The 20,314-nt window shown below is 48.7% G+C and carries 18 protein-coding genes; 7 read left to right on the forward strand and 11 right to left on the reverse strand.

Translation table 11 applies throughout. The features are described 5' to 3' along the window. Positions 1–24: 24 nt before the first annotated feature. The 3 genes from GJR95_RS00680 to GJR95_RS00690 all read left to right on the forward strand — a co-directional run bounded on the left by GJR95_RS00680 (position 25) and on the right by GJR95_RS00690 (position 4,003). Positions 25–1,251: a metallophosphoesterase family protein gene (locus GJR95_RS00680; RefSeq protein WP_232541037.1), complete on the forward strand. Its 1,227-nt coding sequence runs from the start codon at positions 25–27 to the stop codon at positions 1,249–1,251. A 38-nt stretch (positions 1,252–1,289) separates the two neighbouring features. Next, on the forward strand, positions 1,290–2,102 hold the full coding sequence (locus GJR95_RS00685; RefSeq protein WP_162384055.1) for an endonuclease/exonuclease/phosphatase family protein: 813 nt from the start codon (positions 1,290–1,292) through the stop codon (positions 2,100–2,102). A 371-nt stretch (positions 2,103–2,473) separates the two neighbouring features. After that, positions 2,474–4,003, forward strand: a complete 1,530-nt coding sequence (locus GJR95_RS00690; RefSeq protein ID WP_162384056.1) for a TROVE domain-containing protein — start codon at positions 2,474–2,476, stop codon at positions 4,001–4,003. 94 nt (positions 4,004–4,097) lie between these two features. On the opposite strand, the gene GJR95_RS42465 is transcribed toward GJR95_RS00690, so the two are convergent. Continuing rightward, on the reverse strand, positions 4,098–4,220 hold the full coding sequence (locus tag GJR95_RS42465; RefSeq protein WP_262889746.1) for a hypothetical protein: 123 nt from the start codon (positions 4,218–4,220) through the stop codon (positions 4,098–4,100). A 479-nt stretch (positions 4,221–4,699) separates the two neighbouring features. Here GJR95_RS42465 and GJR95_RS00695 point away from each other — a divergent pair, with 479 nt between their 5' ends. Next, a complete protein-coding gene (locus GJR95_RS00695; RefSeq protein ID WP_162384057.1) occupies positions 4,700–5,662 on the forward strand; it encodes a hypothetical protein in 963 nt (320 codons plus the stop codon). Here the strand turns inward: GJR95_RS00695 and GJR95_RS00700 are convergent, their stop codons facing one another. Beyond that, positions 5,663–6,421 carry an ABC transporter ATP-binding protein gene (locus GJR95_RS00700; RefSeq protein ID WP_162384058.1) on the reverse strand — a complete coding sequence of 253 codons (759 nt, stop codon included), beginning with the start codon at positions 6,419–6,421 and terminating at the stop codon, positions 5,663–5,665. A gap of 450 nt (positions 6,422–6,871) precedes the next feature. Here GJR95_RS00700 and GJR95_RS00705 point away from each other — a divergent pair, with 450 nt between their 5' ends. Beyond that, positions 6,872–8,332: a M20 family peptidase gene (locus GJR95_RS00705; RefSeq protein ID WP_162384059.1), complete on the forward strand. Its 1,461-nt coding sequence runs from the start codon at positions 6,872–6,874 to the stop codon at positions 8,330–8,332. A gap of 80 nt (positions 8,333–8,412) precedes the next feature. On the opposite strand, the gene GJR95_RS00710 is transcribed toward GJR95_RS00705, so the two are convergent. From GJR95_RS00710 to GJR95_RS00730, 5 genes are all read right to left on the reverse strand, one after another. Beyond that, positions 8,413–9,177, reverse strand: a complete 765-nt coding sequence (locus GJR95_RS00710) for an ABC transporter permease (RefSeq protein ID WP_162384060.1) — start codon at positions 9,175–9,177, stop codon at positions 8,413–8,415. Continuing rightward, the gene (locus GJR95_RS00715) at positions 9,167–10,024 is read right to left on the reverse strand and encodes an ABC transporter permease subunit (RefSeq protein ID WP_232541038.1); all 858 of its coding nucleotides are present in this window, start codon (positions 10,022–10,024) and stop codon (positions 9,167–9,169) included. Before GJR95_RS00715 ends, GJR95_RS00710 begins: the two co-directional genes overlap by 11 nt. Beyond that, the gene (locus tag GJR95_RS00720) at positions 10,008–11,216 is read right to left on the reverse strand and encodes an ABC transporter substrate-binding protein (protein WP_162384061.1); all 1,209 of its coding nucleotides are present in this window, start codon (positions 11,214–11,216) and stop codon (positions 10,008–10,010) included. Before GJR95_RS00720 ends, GJR95_RS00715 begins: the two co-directional genes overlap by 17 nt. A 231-nt stretch (positions 11,217–11,447) precedes the next feature. After that, the gene (locus GJR95_RS00725; RefSeq protein WP_162384062.1) at positions 11,448–14,510 is read right to left on the reverse strand and encodes a TonB-dependent receptor plug domain-containing protein; all 3,063 of its coding nucleotides are present in this window, start codon (positions 14,508–14,510) and stop codon (positions 11,448–11,450) included. A 161-nt stretch (positions 14,511–14,671) separates the two neighbouring features. After that, positions 14,672–15,412, reverse strand: a complete 741-nt coding sequence (locus GJR95_RS00730; RefSeq protein ID WP_162384063.1) for a DUF2064 domain-containing protein — start codon at positions 15,410–15,412, stop codon at positions 14,672–14,674. Positions 15,413–15,611: 199 nt separating this feature from the next. On the opposite strand from GJR95_RS00730, the gene GJR95_RS00735 reads away from it, so the two are divergent. Further along, on the forward strand, positions 15,612–17,564 hold the full coding sequence (locus tag GJR95_RS00735) for a KUP/HAK/KT family potassium transporter (RefSeq protein ID WP_162384064.1): 1,953 nt from the start codon (positions 15,612–15,614) through the stop codon (positions 17,562–17,564). 114 nt (positions 17,565–17,678) lie between these two features. Continuing rightward, positions 17,679–18,740, forward strand: coding sequence for an NAD-dependent epimerase/dehydratase family protein (locus GJR95_RS00740; RefSeq protein ID WP_162384065.1), 1,062 nt, complete (start codon positions 17,679–17,681; stop codon positions 18,738–18,740). A 7-nt stretch (positions 18,741–18,747) separates the two neighbouring features. Here the strand turns inward: GJR95_RS00740 and GJR95_RS00745 are convergent, their stop codons facing one another. The 4 genes from GJR95_RS00745 to msrB all read right to left on the reverse strand — a co-directional run bounded on the left by GJR95_RS00745 (position 18,748) and on the right by msrB (position 20,276). After that, the gene (locus tag GJR95_RS00745; protein WP_162384066.1) at positions 18,748–19,089 is read right to left on the reverse strand and encodes a XisI protein; all 342 of its coding nucleotides are present in this window, start codon (positions 19,087–19,089) and stop codon (positions 18,748–18,750) included. After that, positions 19,077–19,493, reverse strand: a complete 417-nt coding sequence (locus GJR95_RS00750; protein WP_162384067.1) for an element excision factor XisH family protein — start codon at positions 19,491–19,493, stop codon at positions 19,077–19,079. The genes GJR95_RS00745 and GJR95_RS00750 overlap by 13 nt, the downstream gene beginning before the upstream one ends. Before the next feature lie 20 nt (positions 19,494–19,513). After that, positions 19,514–19,684 (reverse strand): hypothetical protein, encoded by a 171-nt coding sequence (locus GJR95_RS00755; RefSeq protein WP_162384068.1) that lies wholly within the window; start codon positions 19,682–19,684, stop codon positions 19,514–19,516. A 79-nt stretch (positions 19,685–19,763) separates the two neighbouring features. Then, positions 19,764–20,276 carry a peptide-methionine (R)-S-oxide reductase MsrB gene (msrB, locus tag GJR95_RS00760; protein ID WP_162384069.1) on the reverse strand — a complete coding sequence of 171 codons (513 nt, stop codon included), beginning with the start codon at positions 20,274–20,276 and terminating at the stop codon, positions 19,764–19,766. Between the last annotated feature and the right edge of the window lie 38 nt (positions 20,277–20,314).

Consider the following 20,314-nt stretch of genomic DNA (forward strand, 5'->3'; position numbering starts at 1 on the left):
TTCGTTCTAATTCCTTCCTATCGAATGCTTTCAGACAGACGGTCATTTCTTGAAAAAATGTCGCAGATCGGGGCGCTTAGTCTGCTTCCTGTTGCTCCCGTACTAGCCAATGAATCGGCCACTGTTCCAGCCGAGGAGAAAAACCATTTCGTGGTCGGTCCCTATCTTCAGAATATGGGTACGAATGAAGTGACAATCATGTGGATTACCCATAAAAACTGTTTTAGCTGGGTGGAATATGGAGCCGGTACTTTTACCAGCAAACGGGAATTTGGTTATACCAACGGGTTGATTGAAGCGAATAATCGAATCAATAAAATAACCCTTTCCGGACTAAATTCCGGGACCGACCATAAGTACCGGATCGTTTCCACCGAGATTCTGGGCTATAAAGGCTCAAAGGTTGAGTTTGGTGAAACCATCACCAGCCCATTGTATGGCTTTAAAACACCGGCAGAGAATGAGGAAGAGTTCAAAATGGTTGTTTTTAATGACATTCATGACCGACCTCAGATTATTCCCCAGTTACTATACCGTCACGGTTATACGGGCAATAAACGGGATTATGACTTTGTTGTGTTCAACGGAGACTGCTTCGACTGGGTTACGGAAGAAAACCAGATGGTCGAGCATCTGATCAAGCCTGCGGTCGATATTTTTGCCTCAGAAATGCCCTTCATCCTGACCCAGGGCAATCATGAATGCCGGGGTAGTTTCTCCAGACACATTCCGGCTTACTTTGCTTATCCCGAAGGTAAATACTACTATGCGTTCACACGCGGTCCCGTACGATTCGTTATCCTGGATTCGGGAGAGGACAAAGCCGACGACAGTGTTGAATATGGCGGCTTGTCGGCCTTTGATCGATATCGGGAAACTCAGAAAAAGTGGCTTGAAAAAGAAATTGAAAGCAATGACTTTAAAAAAGCGCCTTTTCGGATTGTCCTGATCCATATCTCTCCCTATCATTCGGGCGACTGGCATGGCCCTATGCATGGTCGTGAAGTTTTCGGCCCGTTGCTGAATAAGGCAAAAATTGACCTTCAGCTTTCGGGCCATACGCATCGTTATGGCACCCATGATCCTGATGCAACGCACAATTATCCGATCGTGATTGGTGGTGGTCCGATCGAAGGAAACCGAACGCTAATCAAATTACACGCTACCAGCAAAGAGCTTAACCTGAAAATGATCCGTGACGATGGGGAAGTAGTAGGAAAATACACGATCCCGAAAAAAGCCCGAAGCTAATAGTGTCTGTAAGCAGGCCAATTGACAAACCCAACAGCATGAAAACGATTCTTACCCTATTTTTTCTCCTTATTTCATTAGCTACCTACGCCATCGAAGCCCCATCGGTGGAGTCAAAACAACCGGCGAAGAAAATAAAGAATCTGAAAGTGATGACGTACAACATTCATCACTGCAATCCGCCATCGGCCGGAACTAAAATTGATGTGGAGGCCGTCGCTCGTGTTATTACGAATGAAAAACCCGATTTCGTGGCGTTACAGGAGGTCGATGTAAATACGGAACGTTCTGGAAAAGGATTGAACCAGGCTAAAGAGCTGGCAAGACTGACCGGGATGAATTTCTTTTTTTCGAAAGCCATCGATCACCAGGGGGGCGATTATGGAGTAGCCGTCCTGTCGAGGTTTCCAATCCTTGATTCAACCCGATTTATTCTGCCAATTGATCCGGCAATAGGAGGGGAGGTCAGGACAATAGCAGCCATTACGGTAGAGGTAGCGAAAGGCAAAAAGATCATTTTTGCCAGCACCCATCTGGATTTGAAAGAACCCAATCGACTGACTCAGTCTGAATTGATTATCAGGCATTTTAAAGAAACTGGTCTTCCAATGATCCTGGGGGGTGATTTTAATGCATTGCCCGGTAGTAAAGTTATTGGGCTTTTCGACCAGAATTTCACCAGAAGCTGTCAGACGTGTTTACCTACGATACCGGTCGTAAATCCGAACCGAACCATCGATTTTGTTATGTACAAACCAGATGGGACGTTTAAAAGCCTGTCAACAAAGGTAATTGACGAGCAATACGCATCAGATCATCTGCCTGTTCTGGTGGAACTGAGCGTCAACTGATAGGTTACTGATGGGAGATTAAATCGCTAAAGTTGATGAGTTGACCCCCGCTTTGGCACTGTTTAACAGTTAATGTAGTGAGTGAGGTCAGGTTTATCGGTGTGATGGTGTGGTATCAGTTTCTTGGCGTGGTGTCAGTTTCTTAAAACTGACACAGCAAACCGTAGCATCGGCGAATACTCCTTTACGAGTCAGTTTTTAGAAACTGACTCCACCACTCCAACACCATTTTTTACAGGGCTATGCGAAAGTAAAAACACGACTCAAGTAGAATTTTTAGAAGTACTGAAAAAAATTCTACTGCGCAAAAAGACTGCGCAGGTGCCTGAAACCTTTGTATCGTCAAGTTTATCAAACAAACGCCGACGATCATGAAATTCAACTTTTTCAACCGCAATGCAGCACAGACACTCAACCATGAAGGGGCCAAAGCGTATGCTATGACACCGGAGGTGGAGTTGTATTCGGCCGTAGTGACGACAATGCTGAACGATTCATACTATGAAAAATCGGACCAGCGTCTCGCCAGGATTCAGGAATTGATCGGAAAGGTTGACCCAGTGTTTGTGGCTAAACTCGCTGTTTATGTACGGGAGCAGATGAACCTGCGTTCGGCCCCGGTCGTGCTGTTGGGTGAATTGGCGAAAGTTCACAACGGCGATGCTCTGGTCGGGCAGGCGGTTGGTCGGGCTGTGCAACGCCCCGACGAAATAACGGAATTGCTGGCCTATTATCAGGTAACCAACCAGCGTGCAGGTGCTAAGAAATTGAACCGGCTCTCCAAACAGATGCAGAAAGGACTGGCTTCGGCATTCAACAAGTTTGATGAATACCAGTTTGCCAAATACAATAAAGATACGGCTGTTAGACTTCGTGATGCCTTGTTTCTTGTTCACCCAAAAGCAAAGAATGAAATTCAGCAAGCCGTGTTCAATAAAATTGTTGCCGGTTCACTGAACACGCCCTATACCTGGGAAACGGAGTTGAGTGCATTAGGGCAGGTGGTATTTGCTTCTGAAGCCGAAAAAAACGCAGCCGTACGAGTCAAATGGGAAGAACTGATCGATAGTGGTCGGCTGGGTTATATGGCTACACTGCGAAACCTACGGAACATGCTCGAAGCAGGAATCAGCGAAAGGCATGTCGAAAAGGTATGTGCCTTGCTGGCTGACGAAAAAGCCGTCCGGAACGCTAAGCAATTGCCCTTTCGTTTTCTTTCGGCTTACCGTGAACTAAAAGCACTGCAACTGGGCTCTGTACCAATGGTCCTCGAAGCACTGGAAGCCGCAGTTTATGCCAGTGTGGCTAACCTGCGTGGTTTCGGGGCGCAAACACGTGTTGTTGTCGCCTGCGATGTGTCGGGCTCCATGCAGAAAGCTGTTTCGCCGAAGAGCAAAGTTTTGTTGTATGACATTGGGTTGCTGTTGGGAATGCTTCTACAGGCTAAATGCAAAAACGTGCTGAGCGGGATGTTTGGTGACCGTTGGAAAACGGTCGCCCTGCCAGCAAAGCATATCCTGGCTAACGTCGATGAGTTTTATCAGCGGGAGGGTGAGGTTGGCTATGCAACCAATGGGTATCTGGTACTCGATGATCTGATCAAGCGGAAATACAAAGCCGACAAGATCATGCTTTTTACGGATACGCAGTTGTGGGATAGCACGACCAACAATCAGGCTGTGAACAACACGATGGCGGCAAAATGGGCACAGTATAAAAATCTGTTTCCCGATGCCCGATTATATTTGTTCGATCTGGCGGGATATGGTCAGGTGCCTTTACGGGTAGAATCATACGATGTCTATCTGATTGCTGGCTGGTCAGATAAAGTATTCGATGTGTTAAAAGCACTCGAAGAGGGCCAAACAACGCTAAGCGCAATTGACGAAATTGTGCTATGATGCCAAACCAAACCTATAAGGTCTTTGAGACCTTATAGGTTTATGGAGAAGTTTAGGAAGACCTTATAGGTTTACAGGATGTCGTAGAGGTGAGTTACTTCGTAGCACCCAGGGGAGGAATCATGTGGCTTACACCGTGAAGCGAGATGGTCCGGTTCGACTCCGGCTTGCCATGCCCCATGCTCACTTCGTTTGTTACTCCTGTTAGTTTGAACAATGCAGGTGCCGTAAAATAGGGTTACTTCGTTTCGGTCGATAGGGTCGCCGGTTCGAATCCGGCCAGCGGAGAAATCTGTTGTAGCTCAGGGGTAGAGCATAAACCCTATTTGTCTGTTGCCCTATATTGCTTTTAGCAAGTGCCGTAGAGAAGAGTTCCATCGACTTTTAATCGGGCAGTCGCCGGTTCGAGTCCGGCCATTGGATAACGTTCCAATGTAGCTCAGCTGGGTAGAGCGCCATACTCTTTTCGCCTGTTGCCTTGCTGTTTTTAATACGATCAAACCGGTGCCGTAGTAAAGACTTACTTCGACCATCACGTTGCTAAACGTAGTCTTTACGCTTATTGCCCGGTTTGGTTGTTTTATCACCAATCCACTCAGTGCATCCTACCGTTCACGAATTTCCTGCTGAAGCGGATTTGTCAGTGAATTAACTTTAGAGAATCGACATGTTCCGTCACGTCAATGCTCTACCAGGATGCTCAAAGACTTCTTTGCTACCTTAGGCCGAATCTATACGTTCATTATGTCGGTCGTTCTGGCCGTCATTTTGGGAGCGGCAACCTGGGTTTGCTGGGGTTTTTATGAAGAAGAGAAACTGCAGAATGAGTTTACGAAAGTAGGAAAGCTCATTTCCGTACCTGTTGTTCAGGCGAACCAGCAACAGAAATCCTGGCGCGATATACTAAGCAACAGCACTTACCTCACGGTCAGATATAACAATAAAGACTACCCAATCCGGTTCGTTATGGAAAGCGTGTTTGTTGGGTCGGGTGATGACGTCTCGCTACTGTATCATCCTCGCTATGATGCGTTCAGACAGCCGAATAGTGGTGTTCATTTTAATCGATCTACCCTAAAATCGCGCCTGGTCGATTGGAGCACGGTCAGTACATTTAGCGCTGAAAATCGCCTGTTGCTGCTCTGCCTGGTCCTGGCTACAGCATCGTTTTTTATCATTACGGGTGTTCTGGTAACGATTCTGCCGCTGACTTTTTTACAGGATATTGCCCGGATCGTGCTTGTCATTGTGCTTTGCATCGCCTGTATTTTCTTTACCTACGATAGCTGGAAATATTATGAGTACTATCAAGCGCTGAAACGGAACGGGCATCCGGTAACCGTTCGGGTGCTGGATACGCAGCGAATTTCACATCGGCGAAGTTCCAGATCCAGCTCTGGATGGTATGAGTATCGCGCAAGGATACGATACCAGCAACAGGAACGCATCATTCCAATCAGTGGCGATGATTTTGACGCGCTAAAGCCTCAAGACTCACTGCAGGCGTATTATGATGAGTCGATGAATGATTTTATGTCGGTCGATTTTCCTCCTGATTACATCCGACTTTTTATCCAACTATTTTTCGGCTTTCTGGTATTCATGCTCATGCGTAACGGAATATTTAGGAAGGAAACGGGTAAATTGGCTGGCAGGTAATCAGGGCAATGGGGGCGTGGAAGAAACCGCTTTCCGGCCCCTCAATTGCACGGATTCCCAGAACGCCAGTTCGGCATGAACGCCCGTACGTGGGTCATTGACAAAATCGGTTACTGATTCGTAGGAAGTCATAACGCCTTGGTCGAGGTAGCCGAAGGAGGTGCCGACTGTCAGGGCTTCGCGGGTGTCGTGCGTGACGAACAGGGCTGTCATCTTATATTGTTGGGCCACTCTCCCAAAAAGGGTTTGCATGGTGGCGCGTGTTTGCGCATCGAGGTTGCCGAAGGGTTCATCAAGAAGTAACAGCCGGGGTTTTATGATCAGTGCCCGTCCAAATGAAACCCGCTGACGTTGCCCTCCCGATAATTGACTGGGTTGTTTTTTTGCCTGATCGCTTAGTTCCAGATCCGCCAGTAGTTCATGCACCAGGTGATCGACCATTTCGTTCGTTACTTTTCGGATACGAAGCCCGAACGCTACGTTCTCAAATACGTTCAGGTGCGGAAACAAAAGCGGTTCCTGATAGAGATAAACGACCTGACGACGTTCCGGGGGCACACTCAGAATACTTTGCCCATCCATTAGCACCTCGCCAGTGTCCGGCGTTTCAAGCCCGGCCAGAATTTTTAGCAGGGTTGTTTTGCCACAGCCTGACCGACCCAGAACGGCCATCACCTGACCTGCCGGAAGATCGAATGTAAGGTTATTCAGGACAGGTGTTTGACCAAATTGTTTTGACAGGGAAGCTACGTCAAGCATAATGCGAAAGTAAGAATTTTTCAGTGATCAGCAGGTTCACTAACACCAATGCCGCTTAGTCATACAACCGGTTGATCTGCTGGCTGCCGCGTTTTATACGTAGGGCAGGAGTAGTTGCGAAGCGGGTTCCGTGGAGACGCAATTGCTGGTCATTCCGGCAATTGTTTTAGAAAATAGAAATGCTTTTAGGTAGAGTTCAGTTCGAAAAAAATCATCCGAACGTTCGCAGTAGCCGTGCCGCGCTTACCTCTTGCGTCACCAAAGAAACGTGGCACAGCATCCTGCGAACGTTCGGATGAATGGGAATACGATTTCCCGCTTTATCTGGATTGGTAGGTAACCTGTAGAATATGAACAATATAAGGAAAAAACTTGGTTTAAAGCAAATTGAAGCCTACATATCGATTTTTTGGCCTTATTGCACCTTCACTTCAACTGACCTGAACTAGAATGAAACTGGTGTTACGTGCTTTGGTAGTTTTGCTTGGACTACTCATTATTGTTTTGCTCGTGAATACAGTCCGATTGACGTCGCATCAATTGACAAACGTACCACCAGCAACGCCGATCCATGTTCCTGATTCAGCTATTCAGCGGCTGGCGGGAGCCATTCGAATTCCCACCGTTTCTTATACAGATTACGCACTGACAGACACTACCCAGTTTGATAAATTCCTGACCTATATCAAGGCTTCATTTCCGCTTGTTCACCAACGGCTAAAACAGGAAACTTTTAATCAATATGGCCTACTCTACGAATGGAAAGGCAGTAATCCGTCTTTGAAACCGATCCTGTTGATGGGTCATTATGACGTTGTGCCCGTAATTCAGGGAACGCAACGGATGTGGAAGAAACCACCTTTCGACGGCATTGTTGAGGATGGGTATCTCTATGGTCGCGGCACACTCGATGATAAAATGAGTGTAATCGGGTTATTGGAGTCGGCCGAATATTTGTTACAAAGCGGTTTTCAGCCCGAACGCACGCTGTTTCTCGCCTTCGGACAGGATGAGGAAACCTCAGGTTTGCGCGGTGCTCAAACAATTGCCGCAGCGTTGAAAAAACGATCAGTTTCACTGGAATATATTCTGGATGAAGGGGGGATCATTAAAACCGATGGTGTGTCGGGAATGCAAAAACCGGTAGCGCTGATCGGGATCAGCGAAAAAGGCTACCTGAGTCTGGAATTGACGGCGGTAGGAAAAGGCGGCCACTCGTCGATGCCTCCTCCGCAAACCAGCATCGGAATGGTGGCCGAAGCCATCAGCAAATTGGAAAAACAGCCGTTCCCTGCCCGTCTGGACGGCGGTGTCGATCACCTGCTGGATTATCTGGCCTCGGAGGTATCATTTGGCCAACGAATTGTCTTTGCTAACCAATGGCTGTTTGCTCCGCTAATTGAAAAGACACTGGCCCAGACAAAATCGGGTAACGCTTCCATCCGAACCACAACGGCCCCTACCATTTTCAGAGCCGGTGCTAAAGATAACGTGTTACCCATCGATGCAACGGCGACCATTAATTTTCGGTTATTACCCGGTGATACCGTCGACGGAGTGATTGAGCGAGTGAAAGAAATTATCGAAAATGATAGCATTACGGTCAGTGTGTTAGGCAAGGGAAATAATCCGGCCGCCGTATCTGATCCTGAAACGCCCGCTTTCCTGACGATTCATAAAACGATAAAAAGTGTTTTTCCGGATGTAGCTGTTGCCCCATATATTATGCTTGGCGCTACGGATTCCAAGTTTTATTCCGCATTATCAACCGCAATTTATCGATTTTCACCCCTGCCTTTGAACGACGAAGGAACGCAAACGATTCACGGAACAAACGAGCGCATTGGCGTTAAGGACTACCAAAACATGATCCGGTTTTATGTGGCTTTGATTAAAAATAGCCAGCAATGAATTGGGGTTTGTGATAGAGTTTTTGTTTACGATTGGTTGATCTGACTGTAAGCTGTACGCTGAAAGGCATAAACTACCAATTAAACCCGCCTGACAATTGCCTTCTTGTTCAGCCACAACAGCAGTGCGGCAGGGAGCAGCAGCAACAGTGAGGCTACTGCGGCCAGCCTGCTATTGGCTTCACCGACAAAAAGAAATACCTGAACCGTCAGCGTCCGGACTTTTCCGACGCTCAGATAGTTCGTTAAGCCAAAGTCGAACCAGGCGAGCAGAAAGCTTTGAAACAGGCAGGTAATCAGCAGTGGACGAGCCAGCGGTAGCAAAACATGCAGGAAAGCCTGTCGTTGTGAACAGCCCAGCGTTCGGCTTAATTGCTCATACTGAATAGCCTGTTGGCCCCAGAAACTTCGAAAAAACAGCGTGCAGAAGGGAACCGTGATCAACAGTAGAGCGACGATTACCCCGGCAATCGAACCGGATAAGTGAAGCCGGATAAAATAAGGCTGAATCAGAACCGCCAGCAGTACCGGCGGCAGCGCATAGGGGAGGTAACTCAGTATTACCCACCGGGCCGGGTGGTTGGAAAGTGCCACCGCTCGGGCAATAACAAAGCCCAATCCTGTTGACAAAACGGAGACTGTTGTAGCAATAAACAAACTCAGAAGCAAGCCGATACTCAGTTCGCCATCGGCGGAGAGTAGCCTTGCCAGCGCGTCGAATGAATACGTGGGTGGGAGTATGTCGGGAAACCGCCAGTATTGACCTAGTGCCAGTAAACCCAGTAAGACAAACGGCAGACCGAACAATACGATCAGTACACTGGTCAGAATTGGGTTAGATCGCATGGCGTTGGGTTAATCTGGTTGTCCAGAAAATGATGGCCATCAGGATGACCGTGATTAAAAATCCAATGAGATAGCCTGTCGGTAATTCGGCAAGATCGAACCGCTGGAGCCGCGTCGTAATAAATACGGATAGCATCTGTGGGTACGTACGGCCGAGTAACAGCGGAATATCATACGCTCCCAATACGGCAACACCGTATAGAACCAGCGTAGGAGCTGCCCGATGAAGGAGAATCGGGGCAGCCACCCGTCGGTGAAACTGGCTTTCTGATGCACCCAGCGTTCGGGTCAGATTTCGTAGATCGTCCAGCCGGGCATCGTCGTATAGCGACTGGAACAGAAGGGTAAAAAATGGAAATGCCAGCACGACCTGTGCCAGAATAATACCCAAACCCACTCTATCCTGAATCAGGGCCGGAAAATTGTCCGGTGTGCTGGTCAGCCCGATTGTGTGGGTAATTCGCGACAGCCAGCCCGATCCGCTCAGCAATTGAAAGAGATAAAACGCCACCACGAGTGACGGAAACAGCAGTGGCACGTAAAGCAGAGTCGGGAAGGGCTGGAGCCTGAGCATAGTCTGCCGTTTTAGAACCAGAGCCAGTCCGATAAGGACCGCCAGCCCCATCGACATAATCGCTACGAATAGACTAAATCCCAGCGAAAGGAGCAGCGATGTTTCAGTGGGAAGTTGTTGCCAGTATCGTCCGGTGAGCCCAGTGGCCAGTGGCCCTGCCAGACCAACGCTTACACAGAATGCATTGACCAGTCCCGCCAGCGGAAAGCCTAAAACGAATAAGGCGTAGAGGACAAGTGTGCCTTTCCGGATTATATTATTTTTCGATAACATAAGTCCGAAAATCTTTATAGAGTCTGGTCATGTACGCTGGTGCGGGCTCCTGAAAAGCCATTCCCTGAATCGATTCACGTTTGGGGGCATACTGGCGGGTTGGTAAATTCTCGAACCGGGCGCGGTAACTGGCAGGCAGTTTTTTGAGGTCCAGCACCGTATGATCACCCCAGACGTTCGGGTCCATTTTTTTCAACTGAGCTTCCGGCGACATCAGGAAGTTAGCCACCAGCATGGCCGCTTCGGGGTGCTGAGCCTGTTTGATGATGCCCATATAGTGCGAATTCTGAATGGTACCGGGCGCAGGCACATAGGCACGGGCTGTTTTCGGGAAAAAGCCAAGATTTACCTTATTGTCCACTTCAGCATCATTGTTGGAGAACGTAAAAGCAACTTCACCGTTTGCAAACAGCTGGTGTAAAGTCGACAATTGTTCAGGAAACGTTTGCCCCTGTTTCCAGAAATACGGTTTTAGCGCATTGATCTGTTTCCAAAGCTCACCCGACCATTTGGTATAAACGTCTTCGCGAAACGTACCCTGAAATAGCTTCGGATCACCCGAAAGGGCAATCATCCAGGATTTCAGGAGTGTCATTCCCGTAAACTCATTGGGTATGGTCATCTGGCCGGGATGTGCTTTTACGTAAGCCGGAAAATCAGCAAACGACTTTGGGGGAGCTGGCGCCTTCCGCAAATCGTAAATAACGGCCAGTTGCACGTTTCCCCACGGACATTCCATGCCGGCAACCGGCTGCTGAAAATCGGTGCCAATAAACGGGTTCGAAAAATCGATGTATCGGGCATTGGGCATCTTATCGGTCACGGGGCCGAGCAGGCCATCGATCTGCCGGAGTTGATAAAACGTTTCGCCGTTGATCCAGGCCAGATCGATCTGGCTCGATTGGCCCGCGTCGTGTTCGGCTACCAGTGTTTGCACAATCTGTGCGCCCTGACCGGCAGATATCCGCAAGTCGATACCGTATCGCTTCCTGATCGCTGGTTTAACGTATTTGTTCATGTAATCGTTGATAAGCGGGTCGCCGAGCCACATAAACAGCGTGACCGGCTGGTCACGACCGCGTTCCTCTATTTGTTCCCAGGATTGCTTCAGAATGGTGGCCGGATCTCGTTGCTCAGACGATGAGCAACTAAGTGCTCCGATCAAAAAGACGATAAAAATGCTTCTCTTCATGGAAAAAAACGGTAAACATTGCCGGAGAACCTGTCGCTGTAAACTACACAGGAAGGCCAACCTGACAAGGTAATTAAAATGCCGGGCGAATCGCAAAAATAGAGACGGTCCGCTCAGGGAACGGACCGTCTGCTCAAACACACCTAATTAAACAAAACCAGCTAGGAGGATTGGTGGAAGCCGTACGTACGAATAAAGGCAACTTTTGGTTTTTACCATTGAACCAGTTCGTTAAAATAAATACCGCACACCAAACTGAAACTGGCGTGGAGGTCCTGCATTTCGTTGTACAATGCCGCTGCCACGAGGCCCAACCTGAATCTGGTTGCTTTGCGTAGCATTGTTTGGGTAACCACTGAGGTTATTGGTATTCAGTACATTAAAGATATCGGCCCGAATTTCAATGCGCCGTGTTTTAGCCCCTACCGGCAGGTTGTATAGCAGGCTTACATCAATTACTTTCGACCAGGGTAGTCGATCTGAGTTGCGGCTTTCGCCGGGTTGACGGTCGGTGCTCCCATTGTACGTATCGCCAAAGGCGCTGCCATCGCCATTAAGATCATTGCTGGTTACTGGCCTGTCATCGGGACCAAGGAGCGGCTTTAAATTCTGATCGACAACTACGTATTTCGTCGCGTCGGGAATTCGGTTAATCGGTTGTCCACTCTGAAGTAAAGCGGCTATTGTAACCGTAAATCGCTGGCCGACATAGTAGTTAAAAATGCCGTTGATAATGTGCCGTCTGTCGTTTACGGATGGGCCCCATTCGGCGCTGAACTTATTCGCATCCATTGCCCGAAAATTGACGTCTTCCGTGTCGTTATACAATCGCGAAAGCGTATAAATCAGGCGGTAAGCATAGGCATCACTGGCCCGGTCTTTCTGTAAATTCAAGCTCAGTGCCGTATAGCGCGAACGCCCCTTGTCTTCGGTCATCACCACACTCTGCGCTACACCCGTAAGCAGTTGGCCGTTAATGGTTCCTGCCCCGTTGGCAATGGGTACGGGCCGGGTAAGGTTAGCCGCATCGGTCGATCGGGCGATTTTTTGCTGAGCACTCACGTTATAATCCCAGGCCGACGGGGCATTCAGGTTTGTGGTACGGAAGAGGTTATAAGACTCATTGTAAACCACATCGGCATAAAACAGCAACTTGTCGCTCACCTGGTACTGATAGCCAAGCGTTGACTCAAACGTATAGGGATTCTGGTAGCCACTGGGATTCAGAATGCGACGTTCACCACTGAAGTTATTCCGCTGTCCGGCAAACGAAGCCGCCGATGGACCCTGCAGATAACCGAACGATTGCCCGGCGCTGTTGTAGCCGGGTCCAACCGTCTGATTGCCGTCAAACGTCACCCGGTTCAGGTCTGTATTGGCGGGTAAAATGCCTTTCTCAGCAAAATACTGCAATTGCCGTTTGAAGTCGGCCCCCGTATTATTCTGCTGAAGCGCATCGCTATAAACAGTATACAGAATCTTGTCGTAAAACAGCCCGACACCACCGCGAACGGCCGAACGGCCAGTGAGTTTATAATTGAAACTGGCGCGGGGTGCCACGTTGTTGAAATCGCCCGAACTGGCTCCACCTTTCGAGAGATTATCGTAATCATAGCGCAGACCCAGTGTCAGGTTCAGGCGCGGGCCAGCCGTGATCTGGTCTTCAACATAGGCCGTATAAATGGTTTGGGTTGTGCCGAACGAAGCCGGTCGTAATTCGACCGAATAGCCGAGCACTTTCGCATCAGCCGGGATGTCGGCAGGGCTAAGGGCCGCTCCCAGATTTCGTTCGCGGAGTCCGGCTAACTGGGCGGCCGTTAACTGAACGGTATAACTTCCGTTGGGATTGCCGCCCCCGAACAGCCGATGTCGCGCACTGATGATCTCGGCACCAGCCCGGATGGTGTGATTGCCACGGTAAAAGGAGACCTTTTGCTGGACCTGAAGCGTATTCTCGTGGGAATCGAACAGATAACCAGGGTGGCCGAGATAGGCAATGCCCTGACCAGCTGGATTGAGCACCGTCACGTCGGGACTGTCTGGATTCGTCGCATGGGCGTAGTTCCAGCGAAAGCTGCTGTACTGAATGTTGGTTTCAGACGCGAATCGGGCGGTGGTATACGTATTGCGGGAGGCAATCAGCAAGGAATTCCGGTCCTGCGCGTTGGCTGCTGACGGAAAGGCGATTCCGCCCGTAAGACCACCCGCCTGACGCCCAATAGCTACCTGCCCTATATTTACCCGCAACGATGATTTAAAGCGATCGGTCCAGAACTGATCCAGTTTCCCGGAAATATAAGTAAATCGATTGGTGCCACGCACCGTTTCATTGACACCTAATTGGGGCGAAGTCAGAAGGTTGTCTTTAACATCGGTTGTGTGCTCTGCATTCAGGTAATAGAACGTTTTGTTTTTGACAAGAGCGCCACCGATACCAAAACCGCCCTGATAGCGGGCAAATCCGTCTTTCACCTGATTGCCCGACAGATCGCGTAATGGATAGCTTGTCTGGGCATCAATTGCTGAACCGGGGCGACTTAGCAGAAAGACCTCGCCAGTGGTTTCGTTGCTGCCTGACTTACTCGTGATGTTGATGATACCGCCCCCCGTATTCCCGAATTCGGCCGAATAGTTATTGGTCAGCACTGTCACATTTCGGGTAAATCCAACAGGAATGGCAAACTTCTGACCACCCAGAAACCGCTCATTGTTGTCCATCCCATCAATCATGTAGTTATTGAAAAGCCCATTGGCACCGTTGATACTCACGTTTGGGGCTTCAGTAAAGAAACCCGTTGCCTGGCTCACATTGGGTAGTCGATACAACACACGGGTAATATCGCGCCCTTCAACGGGCAATTCTTCCACTTTTTTGCCATCCAGTTCCGACGATACTTCGGCGTTGGTCGTATTGATACGGGAAGCACTTGTACTCCTGACGTTCACTTCCGTTAGGTTGATCTCCCGTTTTATGGGTAGTAGAAGCGTAACGCTCCGCCGGAAATTGGCCCGGAGAATGATGTTTTCGGCGTTCGTTTCGGCATATTGGTCGGTTTCCTTGGTGTAGACCCGATAAATCCCGTTTAGAGACAGTGAGCGGAATAAAACCTTTCCATTGGCATCGGTCTCTACTGACAGGGTAAGGCCAATAGACGGGTTTTCGAGATAAACCGTTTGCCCGGCGCTTGCCTGCTGACGGGTTAGCTCACGGACGCTTACATCCAGGTCGGCAGTTTGAGCAACAGCCGTAATTGCCAGACTCATCATGAGCCAGAGAAGAGAAAAATTTCTCATAGGTTGTAATAGGATAAACTAGATAACCAGGGTAAATTCATGATTGTAAGGGCATTCGTAAATGACTACGAACCCATTTTCTAGCGCAGGGCCGTCGTAGGTGTGCTCAGATCACACGTAACCTACGACCGACAACGGCTCATGGGAGATCAAAAAAATGATTAGCAGGAAACGGGTGGAGCACGCATACCATAGGAATGCGTTGCCTTGTCGACGGAACGCAACACAAGGGTGTTAGACGGGATAGAAACCGTAACGACCAGTTCCCATATTTTTTGTGCCAGACTGGTAAAGGCTCCTGATAACCACGCTCCTGACCGTAGATCAGAACGATTGTTCCAGTCGGTTCGGATAGTTGACTGGGTCATTACTCCGCCAAACGAATTGCTTAGAAAATTCGTCAACGCGGCCCCGAGTTGTGGGGTTTGCCACGGAAGATTTGCTAATGCATGAGCTGGACGATTTGCCAGTATCCGCCGATCAAGGCCAAAGAGAAAAACACCTCCCCGCTGATCGTAACCAACTGGCAACTGGCCTTGATTCAGCGCATTGGCGGCTGAACGCAGGTCACTAACCCGCAGATCGGGGCAGTCATTCCCGATGACAATCACCTGATCGAAGCCTTTCGTTAGCACAGCCCGTACGGCAATGCGCAATTGCTCCCCGAAGGGTGCCGAATAATCAGTGGTTGATACTATTTCGGTTGAATGTACACACGTTAGCCCGGCAGCCCGTACTTTTGCAACAGCCAGCTGTTGCATGGCCTCCCAAAATGCCCTATTGCGTTTCGTTCCTTTAGTCTCCGATGCCCCCCGACAGATGGCAAGCCGTTTGCGGACAGCATCGAGGTGTGCCGGTAAGGAAAATAGCAGGACGGCCGTGCGGGGGTAGCGAATACTCATTCAGGTACAAACTAACAATCTAATTTCAGGTCTTCAGACCTTGTTTATGGTAAACCTACGCAATGGCTCGATGGTTAGTTTTCATGCAGGGCAGACAAAATATCAACTTTCGAAGGAACCAACGCTGATGAATCTAAACATCGGCTATCTTTGCCCCGTTTTGACCCGCTCGTAAAACGACAAGGCGTTAGCCCTTTTTATGGAAGATAAGAAGCATTTGGACTCTGTCACCGCTGCCGGTCTGCTGGTAGCAATGGGTATTATTTATGGTGACATTGGTACATCGCCCCTGTATACACTCAGGGCTATTATTGGAGCTGGGAACGTCATTCGGGCCGATGTTGTGAGGGGCGCTCTTTCATGCGTGTTCTGGACACTGACGCTGCAAACGACGGTTAAGTATGTAATCCTGATTCTGCGGGCCGACAACCGGGGTGAAGGTGGTATTTTTGCCTTGTATGCACTGGTTCGCCGACACGCCCGGTGGCTTACGCTGCCAGCCATTATTGGTGGCTCAGCCCTGCTTGCCGATGGAATTATCACTCCGCCAATTTCGGTCTCATCGGCCGTAGAAGGACTTCGGTTGCTGTATCCAGCAATAACCGAAGTGCTGATTATCAAGATCGTTATTGCCATTCTGACTGTACTGTTCCTGATCCAGGCCTTTGGCACGAGCGTAGTTGGTACAGCTTTCGGCCCGATCATGCTGGTCTGGTTTGTCATGCTGGGTACCCTCGGCATTGTGCAGATTGCGCAGGCACCTGGCATTCTGGCGGCCCTTAATCCCTACTATGCGTGGTGGCTATTGTCAGAATATCCGGGTGGTTTTTGGTTACTGGGGTCAGTTTTCCTCTGTACAACGGGGGCCGAAGCCCTCTATTCCGACATGGGCCACTGTGGCCGGTCGAATATTCGGGTTAGCTGGGTTTTCGTTAAAACCTGCCTGATCCTGAATTATTTCGGGCAGGGTGCGTGGCTGGTAAGTCAGGAAGGGAAAGTATTGGGTGAGCGCATTCCTTTCTACGAAGTCATGCCGCCCTGGTTCCTGACAATTGGAATCGTAATTGCCACAGCCGCTACAGTTATTGCCAGTCAGGCACTCATAAGTGGCTCGTTTACACTCATCAGCGAAGCTATCCGACTGAATTTCTGGCCTAAAGTTCGACTGCGTTATCCAAGCGTTCAGAAAGGACAGCTCTATGTGCCAAGCGTTAACCTGTTACTTTGGGCGGGTTGTGTAGGGGTCGTCCTTTACTTCCGTGAGTCATCGAATATGGAAGCAGCCTACGGTCTGGCCATTACACTGACAATGCTCATGACTACGCTTCTGATGTCGTATTATTTGTATACCAAAAAATACCAGGCCTGGGGCGTTGTCCTTTTTCTAACCGTTTATCTGGGCATTGAAGGCTCGTTTTTAGTCGCCAATCTGATCAAATTCCCGCATGGTGGCTGGGTATCGCTGTTGATTGGGTTTACCATTGCAGGCGTCATGTACATCTGGCTACAGGCGTTCCAGATCAAACTCCGCCTGACCGAATATGTCCGGATCGATCATTATGTGCAGGCTATTAAAGAGTTGAGTCGCGACATCAGTATTCCCAAGTACGCTACGCACCTCGTCTTTATGAGTAACGCGGCCCGGCAATCGGAAATCGAGTCTAAAATTATTTATTCGATCTTCCAGAAACGACCTAAGCGGGCCGATATCTATTGGTTTGTCCATGTCGATATCACCGACGATCCCTATACGATGGAATACAAAGTGAATACCATCGCTCCGGATGATGCCTATAAAGTGACATTCAAACTTGGGTTTCGGGTCGAGCAACGCATAAACCTGTTCTTTCGAAAAGTTATCGAGGATATGGTGAAAAATAAAGAAGTGGACATTACCAGCCGTTACGAATCACTTCGGGGTCAGAACGTTATCGGTGATTTCCGGTTCGTAGTACTGGAAAAGTTCCTTTCCTTTGAGAACGAGCTGCCCGTCCGCGAACGATTTATTATGAACCTTTACTTCGGAATCAAAGGCTTTACTACTTCCGAAGATCGTTGGTTTGGACTGGATAGTAGCTCCGTTAAAATCGAAAAAGTACCGTTGGTTATCCGACCAGTCGAAAACGTTAAACTTAAACGAATCGCATCCTGAGTTTACCGTATCCGGTTCACAGTTTTCAGTAAAATGAGCCTCGGCAATCCGTAGCGATAATTGCCAAAAACTGTAAGCCGAAACCGGTATGCTGAAAACTGAAAATTATAAACTATGAAACTTTTGATTACCGGCGGGGCCGGATTTGTTGGCTCATCGCTGGCTATCGCACTCAAGAAAAACTATCCTGATTACCAGATTTTTGCGCTTGATAACCTGAAGCGGAGAGGTTCAGAACTTAGCCTGGCGCGGCTCAAAGCGGCTGGCATTGACTTCGTTCATGGCGATATCCGAAACAAGGAAGATTTCGATTCATTACCTTCCGTCGATACGGTCATCGAAGCATCGGCTGAGCCATCCGTACTGGCGGGGCTGGATGGTACCCCCGATTATCTCATCAATACCAATCTCTTTGGTACAGTTAATTGCCTGAACTACGCGCTTAAACACAAAGCCAATTTTATTTTTCTATCGACGAGCCGTGTCTACCCGATCAGAACCATCGAAACATTGAATTTCGAGGAGGCCGAGACCCGCTTCGTATTGACTGATGATCAACCAGTGGCGGGGGTATCGTCGCGCGGAATTGCCGAGAATTTTCCGCTCGATGGTGCCCGGTCGTTATATGGCACGACAAAACTTGCCTCTGAACTGCTGATTCAGGAATACAACGAGTTTTATGGTCTGAAAACGGTTATCAATCGCTGTGGCGTAATTACCGGTCCGTGGCAAATGGGTAAGGTCGATCAGGGAGTAATGGTACTCTGGATCGCCAAACATTATTTTGAGCAGCAACTGGCCTATATTGGCTACGGTGGAACGGGCAAACAAACCCGCGATATGCTTCACATCGACGATCTTTACCGGTTGATCGACTGGGAGTTACATAACCTGGATAAAGTCAATGGTGATATTTTGAACGCCGGTGGGGGAGTTCAAAGTAGCGCATCGCTACAGGAACTGACCAAAATTTGTCAGGAAATAACCGGAAAAACCATTCCAATTAAGGAGGTAACCGAAAACCGGGCGGCCGATATCCGACTCTACATCACCGACAATACGAATGTGACAGCGAAGACCGGCTGGTCACCTCAACTCGGCATTCGCGAAATCGTAACCGACATCCACGCCTGGCTTGATGCAAACCGGGCCGCTCTGGAGCCGATATTGCGGTAGTGGCATACTAACTCAGTGCAAAATCTGGTATGAGTTTCCGGCGGTTGGGGGATTGAAAAGCAAGGACAATGTACTGTTTTTCAATCCCTTCTTCAACTAAGCGGTCAGCTATTTTCAGATCCGTACCGTCATGTTGGATATATACTTTGGCATCTGGCTTTACGTCAAGATGTACAAATGGCACGTACTCCCGGCGGTTGTGGCCCCAACCTATCGAAAAAAGTAAATAATGACCACGCTCCTCGTCTATGATGACCTGCGTTTCTGACTGCTCATCTGATGGAGTTATGCGGCCAATTTCTTCGATAATCAGCCGAACGATTTCCTTATGCTTTTTCAGTCTATCCATTGGATTATTGTTTGCTGCTCTTCGTCAAAAATAAGCAATAGTACGGCGTATCGTTCCAGAATGCCGATAAAAAACGAATCATCAAAAAAATCGGTATATACACTGGCTGGTATTGCCAGATAAAGTTTGCGGTCAGGTTCATCAGTTTCCAGAGCTACCTTGTAAATCAAAAACTGTCCAAGAGCATCTTCGAACTCATCCAATGTTGACGCACCTAAGAAGCTTTTGATTTCAACGGCTATTTTTTGAGTTCCGCGCTGAGCGGCCAATAATTTTTCAGCTGCCAAATCGACATAGCCTTTTCTTCGTCCTAATACAAGTCGTAACGGATCATGGGTAATCTGCCACGATTCTTTCTCAAGAGCGGTACGAACAATATCATGGTAAGCGTCTTTGGCAGGCATAGGCAATTTTTTCAACGAAATTACCACTTTCCAAATCCTCGTTTGATAAAGTCGGGAAATCGCAACTCGGCATTCGCGAAATCGTAACCGACATCCACGCCTGGCTTGATGCAAACCGGGCCGCTCTGGAGCCGATTCTGAAATAAGCGAGATTCAACAAATCCATCAGGAATTACTGATTTTTTGTTCATCAGTAATTCCTGATGGATTTGTCTTCTAATAAAACGGAGATTAACGTAAATCAATTTAAGTGGAATTACCAAAACCAGATTACCGATTTGTAGGCGTAAACACCAACGCCACCCCGTTCATACAATACCGCAATCCTGTCGGCTCTGGTCCATCATTGAAAACATGGCCAAGATGAGCATCACAGACTGAACAGCGAATCTCGGTACGGTTACCGTCGGGTTCTGAATAAACCGCATTCGGGATGATCGGCGCATAAAAGCTGGGCCAGCCAGTACGAGAATCAAATTTGGTTACGGACGAGAATAGAGGATTCCTGCAGCAAACGCAGCTATAAGCTCCCGGCCTGTGTTCATGGGTCAGTTCGCTGCTATTGGGCCATTCGGTGCCCCGCTCGCGAGTGATCGTATATTGCGACCTTGTCAGAATAGACTTCCATTCAGCATCCGTCTTTTCAACCCGCCTACCGTTCGGTGAAGTTGCCCCGGCAGGGAGATGGTGTGGCGGTTTAGGCGTGGCAAAGTAGGTGCCGTATAGCCAAATCGCTCCTGCAATCAGTAGGGCCGCGAAAACGAAAAGACTATTCTGCTTCATAGAAATTGCCTGTTACATTGACCGGTTAACTTAACTAA

Origin of the sequence: Spirosoma endbachense (genome assembly GCF_010233585.1) — a bacterium.
GTDB lineage: Bacteria > Bacteroidota > Bacteroidia > Cytophagales > Spirosomataceae > Spirosoma > Spirosoma endbachense.

Excerpts from the sequence above, each read along its gene's own strand:
- GJR95_RS00685 (WP_162384055.1), top strand. The coding sequence starts at position 1,290 with ATGAAAACGATTCTTACCCTATTTTTTCTCCTTATTTCATTAGCTACC.
- GJR95_RS00715 (WP_232541038.1), bottom strand. The coding sequence starts at position 10,024 with ATGTTATCGAAAAATAATATAATCCGGAAAGGCACACTTGTCCTCTAC.
- GJR95_RS00690 (WP_162384056.1), top strand. The coding sequence starts at position 2,474 with ATGAAATTCAACTTTTTCAACCGCAATGCAGCACAGACACTCAACCAT.
- GJR95_RS00710 (WP_162384060.1), bottom strand. The coding sequence starts at position 9,177 with ATGCGATCTAACCCAATTCTGACCAGTGTACTGATCGTATTGTTCGGT.
- GJR95_RS00740 (WP_162384065.1), top strand. The coding sequence starts at position 17,679 with ATGAAACTTTTGATTACCGGCGGGGCCGGATTTGTTGGCTCATCGCTG.
- GJR95_RS00680 (WP_232541037.1), top strand. The coding sequence starts at position 25 with ATGCTTTCAGACAGACGGTCATTTCTTGAAAAAATGTCGCAGATCGGG.
- GJR95_RS00720 (WP_162384061.1), bottom strand. The coding sequence starts at position 11,216 with ATGAAGAGAAGCATTTTTATCGTCTTTTTGATCGGAGCACTTAGTTGC.
- GJR95_RS00705 (WP_162384059.1), top strand. The coding sequence starts at position 6,872 with ATGAAACTGGTGTTACGTGCTTTGGTAGTTTTGCTTGGACTACTCATT.
- GJR95_RS00700 (WP_162384058.1), bottom strand. The coding sequence starts at position 6,421 with ATGCTTGACGTAGCTTCCCTGTCAAAACAATTTGGTCAAACACCTGTC.
- GJR95_RS00730 (WP_162384063.1), bottom strand. The coding sequence starts at position 15,412 with ATGAGTATTCGCTACCCCCGCACGGCCGTCCTGCTATTTTCCTTACCG.
- GJR95_RS00735 (WP_162384064.1), top strand. The coding sequence starts at position 15,612 with ATGGAAGATAAGAAGCATTTGGACTCTGTCACCGCTGCCGGTCTGCTG.
- GJR95_RS00750 (WP_162384067.1), bottom strand. The coding sequence starts at position 19,493 with ATGCCTGCCAAAGACGCTTACCATGATATTGTTCGTACCGCTCTTGAG.
- msrB (WP_162384069.1), bottom strand. The coding sequence starts at position 20,276 with ATGAAGCAGAATAGTCTTTTCGTTTTCGCGGCCCTACTGATTGCAGGA.
- GJR95_RS00695 (WP_162384057.1), top strand. The coding sequence starts at position 4,700 with ATGCTCAAAGACTTCTTTGCTACCTTAGGCCGAATCTATACGTTCATT.
- GJR95_RS00755 (WP_162384068.1), bottom strand. The coding sequence starts at position 19,684 with ATGAACAAAAAATCAGTAATTCCTGATGGATTTGTTGAATCTCGCTTA.
- GJR95_RS00745 (WP_162384066.1), bottom strand. The coding sequence starts at position 19,089 with ATGGATAGACTGAAAAAGCATAAGGAAATCGTTCGGCTGATTATCGAA.
- GJR95_RS00725 (WP_162384062.1), bottom strand. The coding sequence starts at position 14,510 with ATGAGAAATTTTTCTCTTCTCTGGCTCATGATGAGTCTGGCAATTACG.